Source organism: Longimicrobiales bacterium (assembly GCA_029245345.1).
Taxonomy (GTDB): Bacteria; Gemmatimonadota; Gemmatimonadetes; order Longimicrobiales; family Gaopeijiaceae; genus CALFPJ01.
The window spans coordinates 76,433-97,461 of the sequence record JAQWPM010000013.1 but is presented as its reverse complement, the minus strand read 5'-3'; the positions used below and the strand labels follow the sequence as shown (position 1 = coordinate 97,461).

The following is a 21,029-nucleotide window of genomic DNA, read 5'->3' as shown; positions in this document are numbered from 1 at the left end:
TCGGCCACCCAGCTACGCAAGGAGACGCATGAGCCACATCCCGATCATTGATGGTCACAACGACACCCTCACCCAGATCCGCAACGCGACGGGTGACGATGTACGCTCATTCCTGGCACGGAGTGACAAGGGGCACATCGACCTGCCCAGGGCTCGCGAAGGCGGCCTCGCGGGGGGATTCCACGCGATCTTCACCGCTTCTCCGTACCACGCGGGAGACGCTCAGCCCCTCATCGACGATGCCGGCAACGTCGTCCCTGGCGGAGTCGCGCATTCGCTGCCACCCAAGCTGCGACGCCAAGAAGCCACGAACTACGTCTTGAAGGTCATCTCTGATCTCTCGCGGATCGTCGAGGCTTCGGACGGCCAGGTCGAGGTCGTACGCAACTCGGCTGACCTCAGTCGATGCATTGGCACCGGGACGTACGCAGTCATCCTCCACATCGAAGGCGCCGAGGCGATCGATTCGGACCTCCGAATGTTGGATGTGCTCTACGAGGCAGGCCTCCGCTCGCTCGGCCCGGTATGGAGCCGGCCCACGATCTTCGGCCATGGAGTGCCCTTCGACTTCCCGCGGTCGCCTGACACCGGCCCGGGCCTGACGAAGGCGGGCCGCCGCCTCATCGAACGGTGTAATGCCCTCGGCGTGATGATCGACCTCTCCCACCTGAACGAACGTGGTTTTTGGGATGTCGCTGACCTCTCCGACGCTCCTCTTGTAGCGACTCATTCAGGCGCACACGCCCTGTCGAAGTCCCCACGCAACCTGACCGACGCTCAGATCGACGCGATCGGGGCGAGTGGCGGAATCATCGGCGTGAACTTCCACGTGGGCTTCCTTCGGGAGGACGGGGATGGGAGCGGGGACGTCTTCACGCCGCTCACAGAGATCGTCAGGCACGCTCGGTACATCGCAGACCGGATTGGGGTCGAACATATCGCATTGGGCTCGGACTTCGATGGAGCCACCATGCCGACCGATCTCGGAGATGTGACGGCCCTGCCCCGCCTCATGGACGCGATGCGGACCGCCGGCTTCGGAGAAGAAGACCTGGCCCAAATCGCGTATGGAAATTGGGTGAGGGTGTTCGAGAACACATGGCGGGGCTGAGGATCATCATAGGCAGGCTGCCGAAATCGAAGAGGGCGTTGGATCTGGTGGTGCATCCGGCCTGTCGATGTCCGACCTTGAGGATATCGCCCAAAAAGGTGGGGATCTCCTCAGACGCGCTTTCGTAAACCGTGGCTCGTGTGGAAGATTCTGTCCCAGCGAAGTGATCAACGGATCCAACGCCTCGCGGCAGATCTGTCGCGTGACAGCCTACAACGCGTCCAAGACCAGCAACTCTACCTGACGCTCCAATCCCACAAATTCCAGAAGCTTCCGAAGTTGGTACCGCTCCCGCGGTACCCCGTGATCCGGTCGCTCACCAACTCTGGAATCACATTGTAGTAGATGGGAAGCATCCGGTCGGTTGAGGCCAGGGCTACCTGCGCAGCGTCCAGTAGAGTCTTCCGATCTACGTATTCGAGCGCCCTGTCGGACGCGAGCATGATTTCGTCGAGCGCCTCATCGCAGAAGCCCGTCATGTTGTTGGGCCCGTCGCATTCGTACAGGCCTGTGAAGCTCGGGTCCGCCGGTAAGAACCACGCAGACACGACACCCTCCCAGTCGAAGCTCCTCCACTTCTGAGTCCAAGCGGCGCTCTCCAGCGTCTCGAAGGTGACTTCGACCCCGATCGACTTCAGCTGAGCTTGAATGACCTGGGCGATCCCGATGCGGTCCGCGGTTCCGGCGCGATTCAGCAATGTGAAGGAGAATCGCTGCCCGTTCTTCGCACGGATGGCGTCCGACCCTTCAATCCATCCTGCCACAGTCAGGAGACGCGCCGCTTCAGTCGGGTCGTAGCGCGTCGCCGAGACATTCGGATTGTGATAAGGACTCGTCGGATTGATCGGTGTGTTCGCGACGTGGACGGTGCCCTGCATGAGTTGGTTCGCGATCGCATCGCGATCGATGGCCATGAACAGGGCGCGCCGAACGTCCTGGTCGCTGAACATGATCCTGGATCGATCCGTGTTCAGGCTCAGATCCAGGTGCATGAAGGTGTTCGAACTGATCAGGTTCGCGCTGTAACCGTCGAGCCCCTGCACCTCGGACACCTGAGTAGGCTCGAGACGGGCGTAGTGGTACTGCCCTGCTCGCATCGCGTTGAGGCGCGTGTTCTGGTCCGGCAGGAACGACCACACGATCTCATCGATCGCCGGTTTGTCAGGCCCTCGCCAGTAGTCCTCATTCCGTACCACCCGGATGTACTCGCCCGACTTCCACTCTGCGAAGCGGAACGGGCCGGTCCCGACGAGTTCGGCGCCACGGTTGTACGGCGTGTAGTTCACGATCTCTTCCGTCGTCATGCCCCCAAGAATGTGCTCCGGGAGAACCGCCTCGAAGAGGCCTGCATAGTAGGCGTATTCGCTCTCCCAGGTGAAGACCACGGTGGTGTCGTTCGGCATCTCACAGTCGAGGATCCGCAGATACCAATCACGGTTGTACGTCTGCGAATTCTCACTCGACACGAAACGCCACGTGAAACACACATCTTCACTCGTGAACGCTTCGCCGTCGTGCCAACGCACACCTTCTTGCAGCGGCCAGGTCATTCGCACCGTGCCGTCCGGGGCATCTTCAATCAGCCCGTTCTCTTCGCTTGGGATCTCCTTTGCGAGGACTGGGATGTACGTGTTGTTCTCGTCTGTGGTGACGAGACCTTCGACCATACTGAAGTGGATGTCCACAAGCATCTGACTCGTGAACGCATTCAGTACGTCGACCTCACGCTCGTACGCGACACGGAGAATCTGCCGGCCGTCGATCAACTCGAGCGGATCGCGTGCCTCATCGCCGCACCCGAACGCCATCGCCGAGGCAACAACCCCGACGATGGCGCGTGAAGCGGAACCATTCATGGTGACGCCCAGTCGGCTCTCGCGGGCTTAGTCGCCGCTTGGAACCAAGTCAAAGCGCGCGGGCGCGCCACCCTGGAACCGTACGTGCGCACCAAGCGTCCACACTGCGTGCTCGTGAGCCACACCGGCAAACTTCCACGCTGCACCATCTCCTGGCCAAACAGATTCGTCTCTTCACGTAGGTCGTCTGAGCTCCAGCCTGACACAGTCGCGTCGACTGCGTCGAACCCGCGGTTTGTGAACGCGACCCGCTCGGCCTTGTTGCTCAGACAGGCCTCAGGATTTTCGTACCCGGGGACCGGGCGATCGAGGCCAGAAGCCACAATAAGAGCGGCGGGAAGGACGAGCTCACGTGTAGAACGCTTCACAGGAAGATGCTCCGGCGGTCGATCGATGGGTTGATGGGTTGGAGGTGCTAAGCCCCATGGTTCAGTGGCAAAGGAGTCTAATCAACCCACCCCCGGTGAGGTCAACGCGCGCCATTCCCCATCCGGACGGTCTCGTTCGAGTGCATACGCTCGTACAGGTATCTTACGAATGCGTCGCGGCTGCCGTTCTCGGCGGCCGCCCAAGCCGGCGCAACCACCTGTTCGCCCCACCAGTACGACCAAATGAGCACGGCCCGCTCCGGTGCAGCGATGAAGCGCATCCGATTCTCCACCCAGCCGTCGCCGCCAACGAGTGCCTGGCCTCTGAGCCAATCTGTCACCTCACCCTTAGAGCGGTGCAACGCATGCAACCGCCACGCCGCTCCAGTTCCTATCGCGGCTCGGTGCCGATTGAGGAGCGCCTGAATCGTGTCGTCCTCCCCGTCCGCCCAGCCGATCGCTTCGAGGCCGGCGTCTGCAATGCCCTCGAAGACCGACGAGCTGGCCGTATTCACCACGGACAGCAGATTATCCGCGGCACCCCGCCCTTCTCGGAACGAGGTCTCCCGCAATTTGAACTGCAGGTAGTGGCCCGGGTATCCTTCATGCACTGCGAGATGTTTTAGGCCAGGGCGCGTCAAGGTTGGCTCGACGTTGAGGTCGATCGTGCGCCTCAGGTAGTCACACCGCGCATTGAAGGCCACATCGGTAACCGCTGCGCACTGCATCCCGTCGGACTTCTCGGCAGGGATATCCACCACGTGCTCGACCGTAAGGTCCCACGCTTCCGACAACAGCTCATTCAGAACGCCAGGCACCTCGTCGGCAGGAACCCGATTCTTCTCCTCCCACGTACCGCACTGCTCCGCCAGGCCGCCATTGAAGCCCATCGCCTTGAGCCTCTGCGCCAACTCGGCGCATAACGCGTCGATGGATTCACCACTCGCGGGCTCGGCGGGCACGTGGAGAAAACCGGCGAGCTGTTCCTTGAATGGGAGTCCTCGATCGCGCCATCGAATGAACGCCAGGGACGAATGGCAAAGCTGGTCGTAGTAGCGCTGTCGATCCGGCTCCACCAGTTCATCCGAGTCGGCCCTCAGCCCCCTGAACGCGTGATCGGCGGCAGCATAGTCGGCAAAAACATCCGCCTCAAGCTCGCCGGGCTCCGACATGTCGAGCACTGCCAGGCCTGTGCCGTCTCCGCTCTCGGAGCGGTACAGGGCGTCGAGTCCGAGGATCGATTGGGCGGCTCTGAGGCCATATGCCAGCGTCGCCTGTGACAGATTCGGCGAATCTTCACTCATCGATTACTTCCTCGAGCATGTGCTCGGAGACCAACGCCACGGGAACGGATCCATACGAAAGGAAGCGGTCGTGAAAGTCCTTCAGAGAGAAGCCAGTACGGGTCGACATCTCTCGGCGGAGGTCATGGATCCCGTCCGTTCCGGTCAAGTACATGAGCGCTCCACCCGGAAACATACTGTTTTTCGTCACTTCTCCGTCGGCCGCAGCCTCGGACATCCCAACATGCTCCTGATAGAAGCGCACGGCGGCGGCGAACGACATCCGTCCCTGATGCAGGCGCACATCCACGATCGCCCGTGCACACATGCGCACCCGTGAGCGTTTCTCAGCGTACGCTTCGAGCGGGGTCAGAGCTCCGAACTCGGCCATGAGATCCGTCGCGTAACACGCCCAACCTTCAGCCATTGTGCCCGCCGAGGGCATCGCGGTTCGCGCCGCGCAGTCGACCGCCGCCATACGCCCAATCCGGGATTCAGCTCGGAAGGCGTGCCAGTTCTGAACGTGGTGCCCAATGCTCCCATGGTGAATCACATGATTGAGCAGGATCACGCTGTCGTTGTTCGCGCGCAGGAGTTCTTCCTGTCTCTCAACCGCCATCGACTGTTCGATGGGCGTCACTAGATACCGATGGAGAGGCGGACGGGAGTATGCCGCGGGAGATCGATAGAACAGGAAGTACAAGTGGGGCGCTGCAGCACGCGTCCACTCTGGACGCGGCACATACTCAATCGGGTGATCGGGCCAGGTTAGGAGCTCGTGCTCCTCCGTGATCGCTCGGATGCGCTCCCACTCAGACGAATACCGTGCAAGGTATCCGTCGACCGCGGGATGGGCCTCAGCGAGCTCGGCCATCGCGCCAGTTGCGTCCGAGGCCCCAAAATCACCCGCGTGTTCGTCGAGGAAGGCCTTGGCGACAGCCATCTGGTCCTCGGCATACCGCACGATCTCATCTGCATCTTCCTGCAGGAAGTGAGCCTCGCGAATCGCCAAATCGAGCGCCTCCTCACCCGCAGTGTACGACTCGACGTCTGCAGGGAGGAGGTCCCTATAAAGGTAAGTGGCATGGTCTGAGAACGCCTGAGCGGCCGCCCGCGACGCACGCACGAGACGATCGACCGTAGGCGATGACGGGGCGCTGGCTGCTAGGTGAGCGATACCGGAATCGACGAAGGCCAATCCTCCCTCACACTCGCGCATCGCTCTTCGAGTCCACGATACCGGGGCTTCTTTGACGTTGGCCCTTCCCTGTCGGAGGAGGTCAGGAAGCCCGTCCAAACGCTCCACAGCGGCCTCAGCTCGAACGGAAAAGTCAGAGTAATCACTGAGAAACAGGGACATCACTCCAAATACAGCCTCGCCCGTATACAGCGTGGGATTCCCCAACGGCCCGTGCGCCGAGCCGTATTCCCACAGTTGGGTGCGTAAGAAGCCAGTCGCGAGTCTCCGGTCGAGATTCTCCACGAATCCGAGGTCATCCGTCGAAGCCGTATCAAGCAACTCCTCCATCTCTGCGACCGCTTCCCCGAGACCCACCTCGGAAAAATCGGGAAGCACCCCGTCGTGCTCGTGCACGCCGACGAAGGTGGCGTTTACGGGTCGCCTAGCGTAATAGGCGTCGAAGAATCGGTGAAGCCACCCAAGGTGCGGTTTTTCTTGGTTCATGATGCGCCCAAGATCACCACGTTTAGAGCCGCCGCCACCCCCGCCCGTTCACTAGCCAAAGCGCCGGACCACAGGTATTGTTTCATTAATTACAACCGGGGTCCTGCAGCGGTCAGCATTTTGGCTGTCCAAGGGTCCTTATTCTATGTGACAAGCTGCAATCTCTTGTGCGTGTGAACCGAGGTCAGAATGAATAACTACGCGTCCGCGATGCTGATTGCGGGTCTCGTGCTAATTGGGGTCGCTCCCTCGACCGGGACGGATCCGGTCGTCGCTTACGCTCCTCATGTGTCTGCAGCCGCCGTGCCGGAAGGGCCGCTGGATGAGACACTGAACGAAGTTGTTCAGCAGTACTGCGTGCGTTGTCACTCGGATCGTCGCATGACGGGCAACATGTCACTCGAAGGCTTCGACATCGGCAACCCGATGACCAAGGCCGAGCTGGCGGAAAAGGTTGTTCACAAGCTCCGCGCCGGCATGATGCCTCCCGCCACCTCTCGCCGTCCCCCTGAGGACACGCTGGCGCTTCTGGCTGAAACCCTCGAGAACTCCCTCGACGAGGCAGCCCGAGACAACCCGAACCCGGGGTACCGGACGTTCCAGCGGCTCAATCGCGCCGAGTATGAGGGGGCGGCCCGAGAACTCTTCGGCTTCGAAATGGACGCCTCTGCGTTCCTGCCGAATGAGACCATGAGCGAGAACTTCGACAACATCGCCGACATGCAGATGCTGTCCGCGACGTTGATGGAAGGCTACATGCGCGCTGCAGGGTTCTTGAGCAGAGCTGCGGTCGGGGATCCCGACGCCTCGCCGTCTTCAGCGGTATTTAAGGTCGCCAAGACGATGTCCCAGATGGTTCACATCGAAGGGACGCCCCTCGGCACACGTGGCGGCACATCGGTTGTACACAACTTCCCAGCCGACGGCGAGTACATCTTCGAACTCGAGCTCCACCCGGAGCCAACAGGAAATCTTTACGGCCTCACGTCACCGAACGAACAACTTGAGGTCTCGATCAATGGCTCGCGTGTGGCGCTGCTGCACATCGATCGGTGGATGTCCGAATCCGACCCGACCGGGCTACGCCTCGAGACCCCTTCGATTCATGTGCCCGCCGGGCCGCACCGGGTCTCCGCTGCATTCATCCAGAAGTTCGAAGGGCCCGTGGTCGACCTGATCACCCCGGTCGACTATACGCTGGCCGACTCACAGATCGGGACCGCGTACGGCGTTACGACAGGGCCGCACCTGCGTGACATGACGATCTCCGGACCCTTCAGCGTTTCGGGAGTTTCCGAGACCCCCGCTCGCAACGTGATCTTCACGTGCCGGCCGACGTCGATGGCTGAGGAACGTCCCTGCGCTGAAGAAATCGTGGAACAGTTGGCCTCCAAGGCGTATCGGCGCCCGCTCAAGGGTGACGACCTCAGCGACCTCATGGTCTTCTTCGACCAGGGCAACGACGGGGGCGGCTTCGAGTACGGGATCCGAACCGCGCTGCAGGCAATCCTGGCGAGTCCGCACTTCGTGTTCCGCTTGGAGGAGATTCCGTCTGGAGTCACACCGGGCGACGTGTACGACATCAGTGCCAATGATCTCGCGACACGCCTGTCGTTCTTCCTGTGGGCTACACCCCCAGACGCAGAGCTGATCGCGGTCGCAGAAAGCGGGGACCTGACCGACTCGGATGTCCTCGAAGAACAGACGCGGCGCATGTTGGCGGACCCTCGCGCCGAGTCCTTGGCGACGCGGTTCGCGTCGCAGTGGCTGCGTCTCCAGGACCTAGAGAAGATCCACCCGGACGCGCAGCTCTATCCGTACTATGACAACACGTTGGCTGAAGCGATGAACCGCGAGACGGAGTTGCTCTTCCACAACATCGTGCAGGAAGACAAGAACATCTTCGACCTGCTCACGGCCGACTACACGTTCGTGAACGAGCGCCTCGGGCGGCACTACGACCTCCCAGACATCACTGGGCCCCACTTCCGCAAGGTTCCCATCGCGGACACGAACCGTCGCGGCCTACTCGGACACGCCAGCATCTTGATGATGACGTCCCACGCGAACCGGACGTCTCCTGTACTACGCGGGAAGTGGGTGATGGAGGTAATGCTTGGAAGTCCGCCGCCCCCACCACCGCCGAACATTCCAGCATTCGAAGAAACTGCCGCCGCCACCGATGGCCGTGAACTCACGACACGTGAGCGTATGGAACAGCACCGGGCCAACCCGTCGTGTAGCTCCTGCCACAACGTGATCGACCCCATTGGCCTGGCACTCGACAACTTCGACGTGACCGGCACATGGAGAATCAAAGAGAACGGGGTGGAAATCGACGCGTCTGGGCAGTTGTACGATGGATCACCCATCAATGGCCCGGCCGACCTGCGCAACGCCATCCTGAGCCGTCCATCCGTGTTCGTGCGCACCTTCGCGCGCAACATGATGGCTTATGCCTTGGGTCGTCGGGTCGAATACTTCGACATGCCGACGATTCGTGAAATTGAAGCAGATGCATCTGAGAACGGCTACAAGATGTCGTCGTTCATCATGGGCGTAGTCCAGAGCCCGGCGTTCCGCATGAGTAAAGTAGAAGCGGTCGCGGACGAAATGGGGCACTAGAAACACAAGCAATTACGAATCGCTAACTAAGACCCGAGGAACTCAGGCGATGACTTTCCTGACCAACAAGCACATTGAGCGGCGCACCTTCCTTCGTGGAATGGGCGCGAGCGTCGCACTGCCTTTTCTAGACGCGATGATCCCGGCCCGTAGTCCCTGGTCCGAGACCGCGAAGGAACTCGACAAGACTCGCTTCGTGGGCATCGAGATGGTGCACGGCGCAGCGGGCAGTAACGAGTGGGGTGCCTCGCAACACCTCTGGAACCCTGCGGATATCGGGCGTGACTTCGACCTGAGCGGCGGCAGCCTGGCTCCCATGGAGAGGTTCCGCGACTACCTCACGATCGTCTCCAACACAGACGTCGAGGGCGCCGAAGCGCGCGCGGCCCAAGAGATCGGTGGTGACCATTTCCGGTCGAGTGCCGTATTCCTCACCCAGGAGCACCCGTTCCAGACGGAAGGGTCCGACGTACGCGCCGGGAAGTCGCTTGATCAGATCTACGCAGAAGAAGTCGGTGACGACACGCCGATTTCGTCCATGCAGCTCTGCATCGAAAACGTGGATCAGGCAGGTGGTTGTGCCTATGGCTACGCTTGTGTGTACACCGACACCATCTCGTGGAAGTCCGAGAGTGTGCCGCTTCCAATGATCAGGGACCCGCGGGTCGCCTTCGATCAGTTGTTCGGCGCGGGCGCCACGGCTGAGGAACGAGCCGCCCGACGCAAAACGGACCAGAGCATTCTGGACTGGATCGCAGGCGAAGTGGCTTCGCTGAAATACCAACTCGGGGCGAGAGACCGGCAGCGCATGGAGCGCTACCTGGAGAACATCCGCGAGATCGAAGGTCGCATTCAGCGCATCGAAGTACGGAACCGAAGCGGTGGAGAACGCCAGTTGGCTGGAGCGCCGGCCGGCGTACCCGATTCCTACACGGATCACGTCAAGTTGATGTTCGACATCCAGGCCCTCGCATTTGCGGCGGACATGACCCGGGTCTTCACGTTCAAGATGGGCCGCGATGGCTCTGGCCGCGTCTACCCGGACTCGGGCATCGATTCGGGCTTCCACAACGCGTCGCACCACGGCGGCCAGCCTGAGCGCGTGACCGAGTTCGCTGAGATCAACAAATACCATGTGAGCCTGCTTCCGTATTTCATGGACAAGCTCAAGGACACCATGGAAGGCGACTCGAATCTGCTCGACAAGACGATGATCGTGTACGGCTCGCCCATGGGCGACTCGAATCTGCACAACCACAAGCGTTGCCCGCTCATCGTAGCCGGTGGAGCCAACGGCCATCTCCCGCGCGGTGGTCTGCACATCAAGGCACCTGACGGGACTCCGATGGCGAACGTGATGCTGTCCATGATCCACAAGCTGGGCATAGACAACGTCGAGACGTTCGGGAACAGCAACGGCGACTTCTCGTGGTCGGCCTGAGGAGACTAGGCGAATGAAGAATCGACTCCACGCAAACGGGATCGCAGCGCTCCTGCTCACCCTGCTGATCACGGCCGCTTCGACAGAGTCACCCGTCGCGGACGCCGCGCAGCGGAATGACACCGAAACCGTTCGGGCCCTCCTACGCGATGGATCGGATGTGAATGGTGCACAGGGCGACGGCATGACAGCCCTCCATTGGGCGGGCATGCAGGGCAACGCTGCCATGGTGGAGGTCCTGCTCTATGCGGGAGCCAACAGCGAAGCCACGACCCGACTTGGTGGGTTTACCGCACTGCACTTGGCCAGCAAGAACGGTCATGCTGAGGCGATCACCACACTCGCTGGTGCTGGTGCAGATGCCACGTCTCGCACGACGACCGGTGCTACCCCGCTGCATCTCGCAGCTGCGTCTGGAAGCGCCGGCGCAGTTTCGGCGCTCGTCGCATCGGGCGCCCAGGTGGACGCCACGGAAGGGACGCACCAACAGACCCCACTTCACTGGGCGACGGCAGCCAACCGCCTCAGTGCGATGCAAACGCTCATTGGGGCTGGTGCGGACGTACAGGCGGTCACAAAGGTCATCGACTACGCCGCCATATCCGCAGCAGCTGCCCCCGACCGCAGGCGTCGCCAACAGGTGGTCGCAGCGGTTCGCGAGGCGGATCGAGCGGCAGAAGCAACCCAAACAGGAACGACTGCGGTAGCTGAACAACCCTCAGCCCAGCCGCAGGCTGTTGCGGTGACTCCCGCACAGGCGCTGCAAGCGGCGCCGCAGGACGAGGATCCGGATGACGACCCGGACGAAAACCGGGATGGCGCTCAGACGCTGGCTCAGGATGACAATAACTCCCAGCTCGGCTCGGACCGAGTCCCTGGTGGAGCGACCCAAGGCACGGGCGGCACGGGATCAACAACCTCTTCAAGCTCAACGGGAGCCCGTTCTCTCTCCTATACGGACCTGGTCGGGATCGAGGGAGGACTGACGCCCCTGCACTACGCTTCCCGCGACGGGCACCATGAAGCGGCGATGCTCCTCGTGGCGGCCGGCGCAGATGTGAACACGCCCACTGCGGGAGACAACACGACTCCGCTCCTGATGGCCACGATCAACGGCAACTACGACATAGCTATGCAGTACTTGGAGCTGGGCGCGGACCCGAACATCGCGAGTGAGGATGGCGCAGCGCCGCTCTTCGCCACTCTGAACAACCGGTGGGCACCGAAGGCATTCTACCCGCAGCCGACTGCGTTCAAACAGCAGGCCACCGACTATCTCACCATGATGGAAGCGTTGCTGAAGGCTGGCGCCGACATCAACCACCGGACGGAACGACACATTTGGTACGCGTCGTTCAACTTCGACATCCTGGGCGTGAAGTTCGACGGGGCTACTGCGTTTTGGCGCGCTGCACACGCCACAGACGTGGCTGCCATGCGGCTTCTCATCGGATACGGGGCGGATCCCGATATCCCGACGAAGAAGACTCCGGGCCGAAGCAGGCGGGGCAGTTCGGGCTCGACTACCGACCCTTCGGGGCTAGAGCCCGTTCCAAACGGTGGACCGGCCGTCTTCCCAATTCACGCAGCCTCCGGGGTCGGATACACGGGTTCGCGCGCCGGGAACTCCCATCGTCACGTTACTGATGGTTGGCTCCCGGCCGTGAAATACCTCGTCGAAGAGCTTGACGCGGACGTGAACGCCCGTGACCACGACGGCTACTCCCCTGTGCACCATGCGGCGGCACGCGGTGATAACGAGATGATCATGTACTTGGTCTCACAGGGCGCCGACGTGACGCATGTCAGTCGCCGTGGGCAGACAACGGTCGACGTGGCGAACGGCCCGCAGCAGCGTGTGCAGCCCTTCCCTGAGACAATCGCATTACTCGAGGGACTGGGCGCCATGAACAACCACAATTGCCAGAGCTGCCAGTAGACAGCGGACTCTGACAACAAAAACGGGCAGGCCGAAAACACGGCCTGCCCGTTTTTGTGCCTGGCATCTTACACCCGATTTGTTGGTTCTCCACACCGCCAGGGCCCCCAGTACAGAACCTCGGCCAGCGATTGGATGCCAGCGTTTTCAGTGTGCCTGCCGAGCGGCTCTCCGCAGAAGGGAAAGAGGTCTTCATGTGGCGTTATTGCGCCAACGGCCCTCTGACCGAGGACTTGGGACGCCTGGGCATTGGCGCGCTGGCTCAAAATCCCGCGCCGGTACAATTGGCTCCGGACACTAATCTCTATGTGATCGCTCGGAACGTCCTACAGCACGAAGGGCAACGCCTGGTTTTCTCGCGCTGTTTATCGCGATCGTCGGGGCAGAATTGGCCACCTTAAGAGGCAGGCGGGTGGTTGCGGCTAACGGGCTGCTCGACGCATTCTGTGTCCTCTCATCCCCTTGATGAAGGCCGGACACATGGTACTCCGCAGCCCACGCACACAGCCCTTGGTCATCCTCTTCGCGGCCCTGCTTTTTGGGCTTCTCCCGACAGCCGCTTCAGCGACCTGGTCAGTCATCGCTGTGGATGCGCGCACGGGGCGCATCGTGATCGCTTCGGCGACGTGCGTGGCACAGGGCCGCTTCGCCAGCTTCGGCGAACAAGGGGCCACGGGACTCATGGACATTCAGGCGATCGTCGTACCGGGGATCGGAGTTGCCGCCGCCCAAGCGGGGGTGGACGGCTCTAGGCAGAACCAGTGGATGATCTACCGTCAGATCCAAGCCGGGACCGACCCGGCGGAGATTATTGAGATGCTGCGGGCAGACCCCGCCATCGAGCGGCGGCAGTTTGGGATCGTGGACATGCGCGGACGCGCCGCAGGCTTCTCTGGCCGCGGCAACGGCTCCGCGTCCTTGGACATTCAGAGCACTGTACCTCAGACGTCCATCCACTTCTCCATCCAGGGCAACATCCTCGCCTCAGACGACGTCGTGCGCCGCGCGGTGGCGGCCTTCGTATCTGCCGGCCCGTCCCTAGCCGATCGCGTGATGGCAGCGATGGAAGCCGCCGACGCAGCCGGAGGCGACAGCCGCTGCACATGCGAAAGCGCGCCTGTTCTCGACGACGTTCCCTGTGAGGGCAAGACCGCTCACGTGGCGTACATCACGGAGGCGCTGTCCAGCGACCCTAACGGCGACTCCTTCAACGACGGCGACTACCACATGTACCTACGCGCCACGGACGAGGACATCACGCCTCAGGAAAACGCGAACCCGGTGAAGACACTGCGCATGAGATATGACGCATGGAAGGCGGAGCGGGAATCCGGAGCATGAGAACGACTACCACGCTGGCCTTGACCGCCCTACTGGTCACGGGCGCTTGCACGAGTGCGGGCTCTGATACCTCGAGCGATGCGGATCAGGCCCAAATCACGGAGCTCCTGCGTACAGCCGACCCTTACGCCCGCGGCTATACGGATGACGATTTTCCGCGTATCCAAGAGCTCGCTCCCAACGTCTACTCGTACGAACAACTCCGCTCGGCAGGCGACGAGAAGTTCACCACGGTGAGCCTGTTCGTCGTGACGAGCGAGGGCGTCTTGGTAGCGGATGGCCAAGGCAGCGTCGAGGAAACACAGCGCATGGTCGACCGCATCGGCGAGATCACTGACCAGCCGATCACCCACGTGGTCGTATGCTCGGATCACGGAGACCACACCGCCGGAAACTCGGCCTTCCCCGCAACCGCGGAGTTCATCGCACATCCTACGTCAGCGGCGATCCTTGAGGCTTCGGCGAAGAACCCCGAGCGCGCTCCGGACGCAGCACCTGTCATTGTCCCGACCCGAATGATCGCAAACAGCGAATCACTGACGCTGGGTGACAAGACGGTCGAAGTGCTCTTCTTGGGCCGAGCCCACACAGGGGGAGACCTCGTCGTCTATCTCCCTGCGGAGAAGATCCTGTTCATGAGCGAGGCGTACCTCCACCGGGTATTCCCAGCCATGCGGTCGGCGTACCCGTCGGAGTGGGTCGCGATGATTGAACGAGCCCAGGCCATGGATGTTGATGTCTACGTCCCCGGTCACGGTTTCGTGGACAGCCCGGAAATTTTGACAGAAGAACTCGAGTCCTACCGCATTGCGGTGGCCCGGGTCATCCAAGTTTCCACGAGCCTCCACAGCCAAGGGCTCAGCCTAGAGGACGCCCAGGCCCAAGCGGACTTCGGCGATCTCGCTGGGTGGTCGCTCTTCTCGAGTCAGGGGCCTCGCGCCATCCAACAGGTTTACGCAGAACTCAACAACGAACTCCCTGAAGCGAACTGATGGAGGTCTGTCCGACCAGTGCTCTGATCCCCGAGGCGCAGCATCGCCAAGGGAACGACCCGATCTTCGAGTTGAACACTGAAGCCGCCCAACGCGCCGCCAACGGCGAGTCGATCCTGAACGCCACCCTGGGGGCATTAACGGACGAAGGGGGCCGCCTGGCCATCATGCCGACCGTCGGCCGGGCCTTTGAGAGCATTTCGTCCAGCGCCGCGGCAGGGTACGCCCCCATCTCCGGCGTTCCCGCCTTCTTGGACGCCACGATTCAAGACGTCTTTGCGGGAACCGGCCTGGCCTCATCTGCTGTCGCGGTGTCGACGCCCGGCGGTACCGGCGCGGTCTACCAAGCGATGATGAACTTCTTGGCACCCGGTCAGAGTGCCCTGACCACCAGCTACTTCTGGGGACCGTACCAGGTGATCGCCGCCCATGCGGGACGGGGCGTCACCACGTTTAACATGTTCGACTCAAGTGGGCGCCTGGACCTCCAGGCGTTGCGGGCCGGAATAGAGACTCACGCGAAGGAACAGGGTCGAGTCTTTCTCATCCTGAACTTTCCGTGCCACAACCCGACTGGATACTCGCTCGACGCGGACGAGTGGACGGACGTCGCGTCGGCGGTCCGTGAGGTCGCGGCACAGGTGCCCACGGCCGTCATGCTGGACGCCGCATATCTGCGGTTCGCGGGTGAGGATGGATCGCCGTGGCTCGATGCGGTCCCCTCGATGCTCGACGGGGCAACGGTCATGGTCGCTTGGACCGCATCCAAATCGTTCGCCCAATACGGAGCCCGCATCGGTTCGCTCATAGCGCTTAATCATGAGGCGGACGAACGTGAGCGGCTCCAGAACGCCCTCGGGTACTCTTGCCGCGCTACCTGGTCCAACTGCAACCATCTCGGCCAACTCGCGATCGGCAAACTGCTGTCGGACCCCGACCTTAAGGTCGCCGCCGATGCAGAGCGCTCGACATTGCGTCGGATGCTGCAGGACCGTGTGGACGTCTTCAACGCCGAAGCCACCGGGCGCCTTCACGTGCCGCGGTACGATGGGGGCTTCTTTGTGTCCGTCTTTACTCCGGACGCTCAGGTCACCGCCGCCGCCATGCGTGAACTGGGCGTGTACATCATCCCGCTGGACGGCGCGGTTCGGGTGGCACTGTGCTCCACACCTGTGACGGCGGTGCCTCCGTTGGTCGAAGCGCTGGAAGCGGGTGTCGAGGCCGCTCAAGCGACGGACTGAGCGTCACGCGCCTTTCCGAGATCGCGGCGACCGTGGCGACCGTGGCGCAGGACAAAGACGCCGAGGTCGTCATCGTGTCGAGTGGCGCTGTGGCCTCCGGTTTCCGGATCCTGGAGCACAGCGTGCCCGCTACCCGCCTAAAGGACCGTCAGGCCGCTGCCGCGGTCGGCCAGGGCCGGCTCATGCGCATGTGGTCCGACGTGTCCGGGACCCGCAGGCTAGCGGCCAGCCGCAGCCCTACCGACTCGGATCGCCTCGTCCGCCTCCCGGCCGGACATGAGCAGTCCCAAGAAGCCTTGCTCGATCCGTCGAGCAACATCGTCCGCGTTGGCGGTAATCACGTCGGGGACACCGATGCGTTTCGCGTGGCCCAGCACGACCTGATTCCCAGCCTCGGCCGCCTCGCGGTCACCACCCAATGCGCGGGTCAGACTCCCGATGCCGCAAGCCAAGACGCTGTACCCAGGTGTATCCGCAATCTCGGAAGCCGCGGCCAGCGCACCCTCGTCTTCGATCATGATGAACGCGATCACGTCGCCAGTGGGGTTGGCGGGAGACCAGACGTTGGCTCCGGCATCCGCAAAGAAGCTCACCGCCCGCCGCGCCTGGTCCGGGCTACGCACGTGCGGAATCACGACGCCCTGCGCGCCGCGTGAGAGAACGTCGGCGACTCGCGCGCGGGCCGCGTCGACGCCGTCCGACGATATCGGGGGAATGCGTACGAGCAGCGTCGGAGGAACGGCGACACCCGACGCGGCCAGACCTTCTGCGATCGCCGTGACCGCCTCGGGGTCGAAATCCGCTTCGAGGTTCAAGAAGAGGTAGTCTAAGAGGTCGTTCTGTGCGAGCGCGGCGCCACCGGCCGCGGTGTAGAGCGCGGGCAGCCTCGATCCGTCCTCCGCCACCGTCTGCCGGGAGCGTTCGTTGGGCACGAACACGCCGAAGGCGGGGCTCCCCTCTGACCACAGTTGGATCAGAGTCGTCTGGACGGCCGGGGTCGCGGTAGCGTCCTCTGCGGACTCAGCGTTGCAGCCCACCAAGAGGACGGACATCGACAGGGAGAGCGGGAGCAATGACAGCCGGGACGACCCGAAGAGCTTAGTGCGCATGGTCATCACATCGACCATGGCGGCACAATACCGTTCATACGGGCGTACGCGATCGACTGGCCCAGGTGTTCGTTCATGTGGGTCACGAGCTGAAGCAGAACGGACGCCTTCGCGACGTCACGACCGTACAAGACCGTCGACGATTCTAGGTCGGCGTCGGACATGTCTCCGATGACTTTGCGGACCCAATCCATGGACTCGGACAGCAGCCGCACCGTCTCGGCCTTCTCGGTCACTGAATTCTCCCAGTCCCCGTAATCCGAAGCAGGAAACGGCCCAGGAACGCCCAGATTCTCCTCCGGATACATCAGGTTGTACCGAGCGATGTGCATGAAGACCGTCCCAACGGACGCCACGCCTTCCATTGGCTCCCAATCGTACGTATCTGCCGGCATCGCCTCGGCGAGCGCGACGACCTTCCGCGCAGACCCCTCGAACTGCCCCAGGATCTCAGTTCGAAAGTCGGGAAGATTCTGCGCTGAAACCGGGGTGGTGCCGATACTCATTAGGAAGGCGACCGGAATCACCCTGTGGAAGAACCGCATAAGGCCTCACCTCTCGTTGGATAGAGACGAGAAGATAAGCCACAGGCGACCCGGCGCGAACCGGACATTCGTCTCGCTCAGGACCACCTGTGACCCATCGATCCCCACGAGCGACGTGAGCAATCTCGGGGGCCCACAGGACTCGGGAGCGATTGGCCGCGGACGGCAATGCCGCGTGTCCTGAGGGTTCCCCATATCACACCAGTCGATGAGGAGCCGTGTCTAAACCACGCGACATCCACGTTCTCGTGGTCGATGACAGTCCTGAGATCCGTCTGGCGACGCGAGCACTGCTTCCGGGAGCCCGGAAGGGTGATCGTCACCAATGAGTCCGAGGGGTTTTGTGACTTCCAGACCCAACGGGACCGGATCGCCGCATATGTAGAGGACATCGAGGAGAAGAACACCCAACTCGAAGAGCACATCGCCGAGATCAAGACGCTGCGGGGACTCATCCCTAGTCTGTTCCAACTGCAAAAAAGCGCGCGACGACGAAGGATACTGGCAGCAAGTTGAGATCTACATCACCGAGCGCTCGAACCCTCAATTCACGCACGGCATCTGCCAACCGTATTCTACGGTTTTGTGCGGCGAACAGCCCATCTTTGACCCGCCGACGGGTGGGCAGGTCGAAATTGCTTGCTCAGCTACGTATCGAAATGTTTTGCACACCCTGGGAAGTAGGTAGTAGGTTCGTTGTTAACCTTTCCACGGCATTTATCGAATCAACGAAGGAGTGAGGCGGATGATGCGTCCTCGACTAGCTGGCTTTCTCGGATTCTCGCTTTCAGTCTTACTTGCCCTTGCTGCACCAGTCAGTGCTCAGCAAGCGACGATCGCCGGACGTGTGATCGACGGCAGTACGATGCAGCCGCTCGCCTCAGTGCAGGTACAGATCGTTGGAAGCGCCAGCGCGACGGGTGTCCTTTCGGACGCCTCAGGCAACTTCTCCATTAGCGTCTCCTCCGGATCGTACTCCGTCGTGTTCACGCTTATCGGGCACCAAACGCATCGTGTAGATGGCGTCAGTGTCGCGAACGGTGGCACCGAGCGAGTAGAAGTCCAGATGACTTCTACCGTGCTGGCGCTCGACCCGCTCTCGGTTACAGTCAACCGTGGTCGAGAAGAAAGAACCTCTGTCGCGCCTGCCCAGGTCAACGTCGTGACCGCAGAGCTGATCGAGGAAATTTCCGCGACCTCCGCAGTCGACTACGTCAAAGCCATGCCCGGTGTCGACGTAATCCAGACCGGCATCAACCAGAGCAACACGGTGACACGAGGCTTCAACAACGTGTTCTCCGGTGCACTGTTGGTTCTAACGGACAACCGGTACGCCCGCGTGCCGTCTCTCCGCCTGAACGCCTACAACATGATCCCGGCCACGCCGCTCGACGTCGAGCGAGTCGAAGTCGTACTCGGCCCGGCAGCCGCACTGTACGGACCGAACTCGGCCAACGGTGTCATGCACATCATCACGACGTCACCCATCGACAAACCGGGTTCGAGCTTCAGCATCGCCGGCGGTGGTCGGAACATCTTCCACGGCGTCTTCCGCCAAGCTTGGAAATTCAGCGATAAGGCTGGCCTGAAGTTCTCCGGCCAGTACTTCCGGGGCGACGACTTCGAGTATTTCGATCCGAGCGAGAGCGGCGGGACGAACCCGCTCATCGGCGCACGCAACTTCAAGAGTGAGCGCTTTAGTGGCGAGGTCCGTCTCGACCTGCGTCCGTGGGACAACCCAGATGACGAAATCATCTTCACCTACGGACTGAACGAGCTGGTCAGCTCCATTGAATTGACCGGAATCGGCGCAGGACAGGGTGACAACTGGCGTTACCAGTTCGGGCAGGTACAGGTGAGCAAGGGCCGTCTCTACGCCCAGGCCTTCATTAACAATTCCGGCGCCGGGGATTCGTTCCTTCTTCGCACGGGCCAGCCACTCGTCGACAAGTCGAAGATGATCGCGACACAACTGCAATACGGCCTGGAGTTTGGAGGGCGTCTCGACCTCTTAGCGGGTTTCGACTACAGCAAGACGACACCGAACACCGAAGGCACGATCAACGGGTCCAACGAAGACTTCGATGAGACCACCGAGTACGGCGCATACGTACACGGAACTCTCTCCCTGACGGACAGAGTCGACTTGGTCGCCGCCCTCCGAGCGGACGACCACGAACACCTGGAAGAGACCGTGTTCTCGCCACGCGCTGCGCTCGTGTTCACCCCTGCGGAGGGACACTCTTTCCGAGGGACGTACAACCGGGCCTTCGGCACCCCGACTACGAACAATCTCTTCCTCGACCTGGTTGCGGGTCAGATCCCGATCACACCGACCATCGGCTACAACGTTCGGGCGTTCGGTGTCCCGTCGACGGGGCTGACGTTTAGGAACACGTGTGCCGGCGGTGTGAACAATCACTGCATGTACTCCCCGTTCGCGCCTGGCGTGCAGATGCCGGCGACCGGCGCAGCGCTTTGGGACGCGGTCGTGGTCCCGCTGGCGCTTTCGGATCCAATGCTAATGCACACGCTCGGACTCCTGGGCATTTCGGCTCAGGCCTTCGCATCGATCGTCGGCGCACCGCAGCCGGGTGAACTGGCGTCGAACCTGCTTCGCTTCAACAGCGAAAATCCCGCAGTGCCCTTCTTGCCCGACCCGGGCGTGAGCCCGGTCGGAAGCATCAAGCCAACGATCACCAACACGTTCGAGCTCGGGTACAACGGTCTCATCGGTGACAAGCTACGCATCGCGGTGGCAGGCTACCGGACGAAGATCAACGACTTCGTTGGCCCGCTCCGGGTCGAGACGCCGAGCGTGTTCCTCGATGGCAACTCGGTCGCGCAATATCTCGTAACGCGGCTCACCGGGGCGGGAGTACCGCTGCAGTACGCGAGCGGCATCGCCGCGGCAATCGCGCCCACGGCAGCCCGCGTGCCTCTCGGTACTATCCAGGCAGACCAGCGGACCGGTTCGGATCTGATCCTGACCTACCGCAATTTCGGTGACGTGGAGTTCTACGGAGCCGACCTGGGCCTGGAATACCACGCGACGGATAAGGTCACGATGATCGGTTCCTACTCACGCGTCAGTGCAGACTGTCATGACTTAAACAACGACGGCATCTGCACCGGTTCGACGGACATCGCGCTGAACGCTCCGATGAACAAAGGTTCGTTCGGCATGCGCTACGACAACAAGCTGGCCGGAACGTTCGTTAACGGTAGGGTTCGCTACAGCGACGGGTTCCCCATGAACTCGGGTGTCTACGTCGGCGACGTGGAGAGCTACTCGGTCTTCGACCTGAACTTTGGCTACCGAGTGCCCGGTTACTCGGGCATGATCGTGTCCGTGACGCTGAACAACGCGTTCAACAAACTGCACCAAGAGTTCATTGGTGCTCCGAGAATGGGACGCATTGGGATGCTGAAGATCCAGTACGAGTTCTAGCCTAGAGCATCACCAGAGAAAGAGGTCCCGGTCGAGGAGAGAT

At 61.8% G+C, this 21,029-nt stretch carries 15 protein-coding genes; 9 read left to right on the top strand and 6 right to left on the bottom strand.

The genetic code is table 11. From position 1 onward, the window contains the following. Nucleotides 1-28: 28 nt before the first annotated feature. Nucleotides 29-1,111, top strand: coding sequence for a dipeptidase (locus P8L30_07405; GenBank protein ID MDG2240014.1), 1,083 nt, complete (start codon nt 29-31; stop codon nt 1,109-1,111). 236 nt (nt 1,112-1,347) lie between these two features. Here P8L30_07405 and P8L30_07400 read toward each other — a convergent pair whose 3' ends face one another. From P8L30_07400 to P8L30_07385, 4 genes are all read right to left on the bottom strand, one after another. Then, a complete protein-coding gene (locus tag P8L30_07400; protein MDG2240013.1) occupies nt 1,348-2,967 on the bottom strand; it encodes a peptide ABC transporter substrate-binding protein in 1,620 nt (539 codons plus the stop codon). After that, complete coding sequence (locus P8L30_07395; GenBank protein MDG2240012.1) at nt 2,964-3,335, bottom strand: hypothetical protein; 372 nt, start codon at nt 3,333-3,335, stop codon at nt 2,964-2,966. Before P8L30_07395 ends, P8L30_07400 begins: the two co-directional genes overlap by 4 nt. A gap of 101 nt (nt 3,336-3,436) precedes the next feature. Beyond that, nucleotides 3,437-4,639, bottom strand: coding sequence for a hypothetical protein (locus P8L30_07390; protein MDG2240011.1), 1,203 nt, complete (start codon nt 4,637-4,639; stop codon nt 3,437-3,439). Continuing rightward, the gene (locus P8L30_07385) at nt 4,632-6,302 is read right to left on the bottom strand and encodes a DUF885 family protein (protein ID MDG2240010.1); all 1,671 of its coding nucleotides are present in this window, start codon (nt 6,300-6,302) and stop codon (nt 4,632-4,634) included. The genes P8L30_07390 and P8L30_07385 overlap by 8 nt, the downstream gene beginning before the upstream one ends. Before the next feature lie 189 nt (nt 6,303-6,491). On the opposite strand from P8L30_07385, the gene P8L30_07380 reads away from it, so the two are divergent. The 6 genes from P8L30_07380 to P8L30_07355 all read left to right on the top strand — a co-directional run bounded on the left by P8L30_07380 (nt 6,492) and on the right by P8L30_07355 (nt 15,881). Beyond that, nucleotides 6,492-8,927: a DUF1592 domain-containing protein gene (locus tag P8L30_07380; GenBank protein MDG2240009.1), complete on the top strand. Its 2,436-nt coding sequence runs from the start codon at nt 6,492-6,494 to the stop codon at nt 8,925-8,927. A 49-nt stretch (nt 8,928-8,976) separates the two neighbouring features. Continuing rightward, on the top strand, nt 8,977-10,368 hold the full coding sequence (locus P8L30_07375; GenBank protein ID MDG2240008.1) for a DUF1552 domain-containing protein: 1,392 nt from the start codon (nt 8,977-8,979) through the stop codon (nt 10,366-10,368). Nucleotides 10,369-10,381: 13 nt separating this feature from the next. Further along, the gene (locus P8L30_07370) at nt 10,382-12,307 is read left to right on the top strand and encodes an ankyrin repeat domain-containing protein (protein MDG2240007.1); all 1,926 of its coding nucleotides are present in this window, start codon (nt 10,382-10,384) and stop codon (nt 12,305-12,307) included. Nucleotides 12,308-12,787: 480 nt separating this feature from the next. Beyond that, a complete protein-coding gene (locus P8L30_07365) occupies nt 12,788-13,648 on the top strand; it encodes a DUF1028 domain-containing protein (protein MDG2240006.1) in 861 nt (286 codons plus the stop codon). After that, nucleotides 13,645-14,640, top strand: a complete 996-nt coding sequence (locus P8L30_07360; protein MDG2240005.1) for an MBL fold metallo-hydrolase — start codon at nt 13,645-13,647, stop codon at nt 14,638-14,640. Before P8L30_07365 ends, P8L30_07360 begins: the two co-directional genes overlap by 4 nt. Continuing rightward, complete coding sequence (locus P8L30_07355) at nt 14,640-15,881, top strand: aminotransferase class I/II-fold pyridoxal phosphate-dependent enzyme (GenBank protein ID MDG2240004.1); 1,242 nt, start codon at nt 14,640-14,642, stop codon at nt 15,879-15,881. Before P8L30_07360 ends, P8L30_07355 begins: the two co-directional genes overlap by 1 nt. A 218-nt stretch (nt 15,882-16,099) precedes the next feature. Here the strand turns inward: P8L30_07355 and P8L30_07350 are convergent, their stop codons facing one another. Both P8L30_07350 and P8L30_07345 read right to left on the bottom strand, forming a co-directional pair. Beyond that, nucleotides 16,100-16,990, bottom strand: a complete 891-nt coding sequence (locus tag P8L30_07350; GenBank protein ID MDG2240003.1) for an aldolase/citrate lyase family protein — start codon at nt 16,988-16,990, stop codon at nt 16,100-16,102. A 5-nt stretch (nt 16,991-16,995) separates the two neighbouring features. Next, nucleotides 16,996-17,535: a DinB family protein gene (locus P8L30_07345; protein MDG2240002.1), complete on the bottom strand. Its 540-nt coding sequence runs from the start codon at nt 17,533-17,535 to the stop codon at nt 16,996-16,998. Nucleotides 17,536-17,847: 312 nt separating this feature from the next. Here P8L30_07345 and P8L30_07340 point away from each other — a divergent pair, with 312 nt between their 5' ends. Beyond that, nucleotides 17,848-18,051, top strand: coding sequence for a hypothetical protein (locus tag P8L30_07340; GenBank protein ID MDG2240001.1), 204 nt, complete (start codon nt 17,848-17,850; stop codon nt 18,049-18,051). Between the two features lie 232 nt (nt 18,052-18,283). After that, complete coding sequence (locus P8L30_07335; GenBank protein ID MDG2240000.1) at nt 18,284-20,986, top strand: TonB-dependent receptor; 2,703 nt, start codon at nt 18,284-18,286, stop codon at nt 20,984-20,986. Nucleotides 20,987-21,029 lie beyond the last annotated feature (43 nt).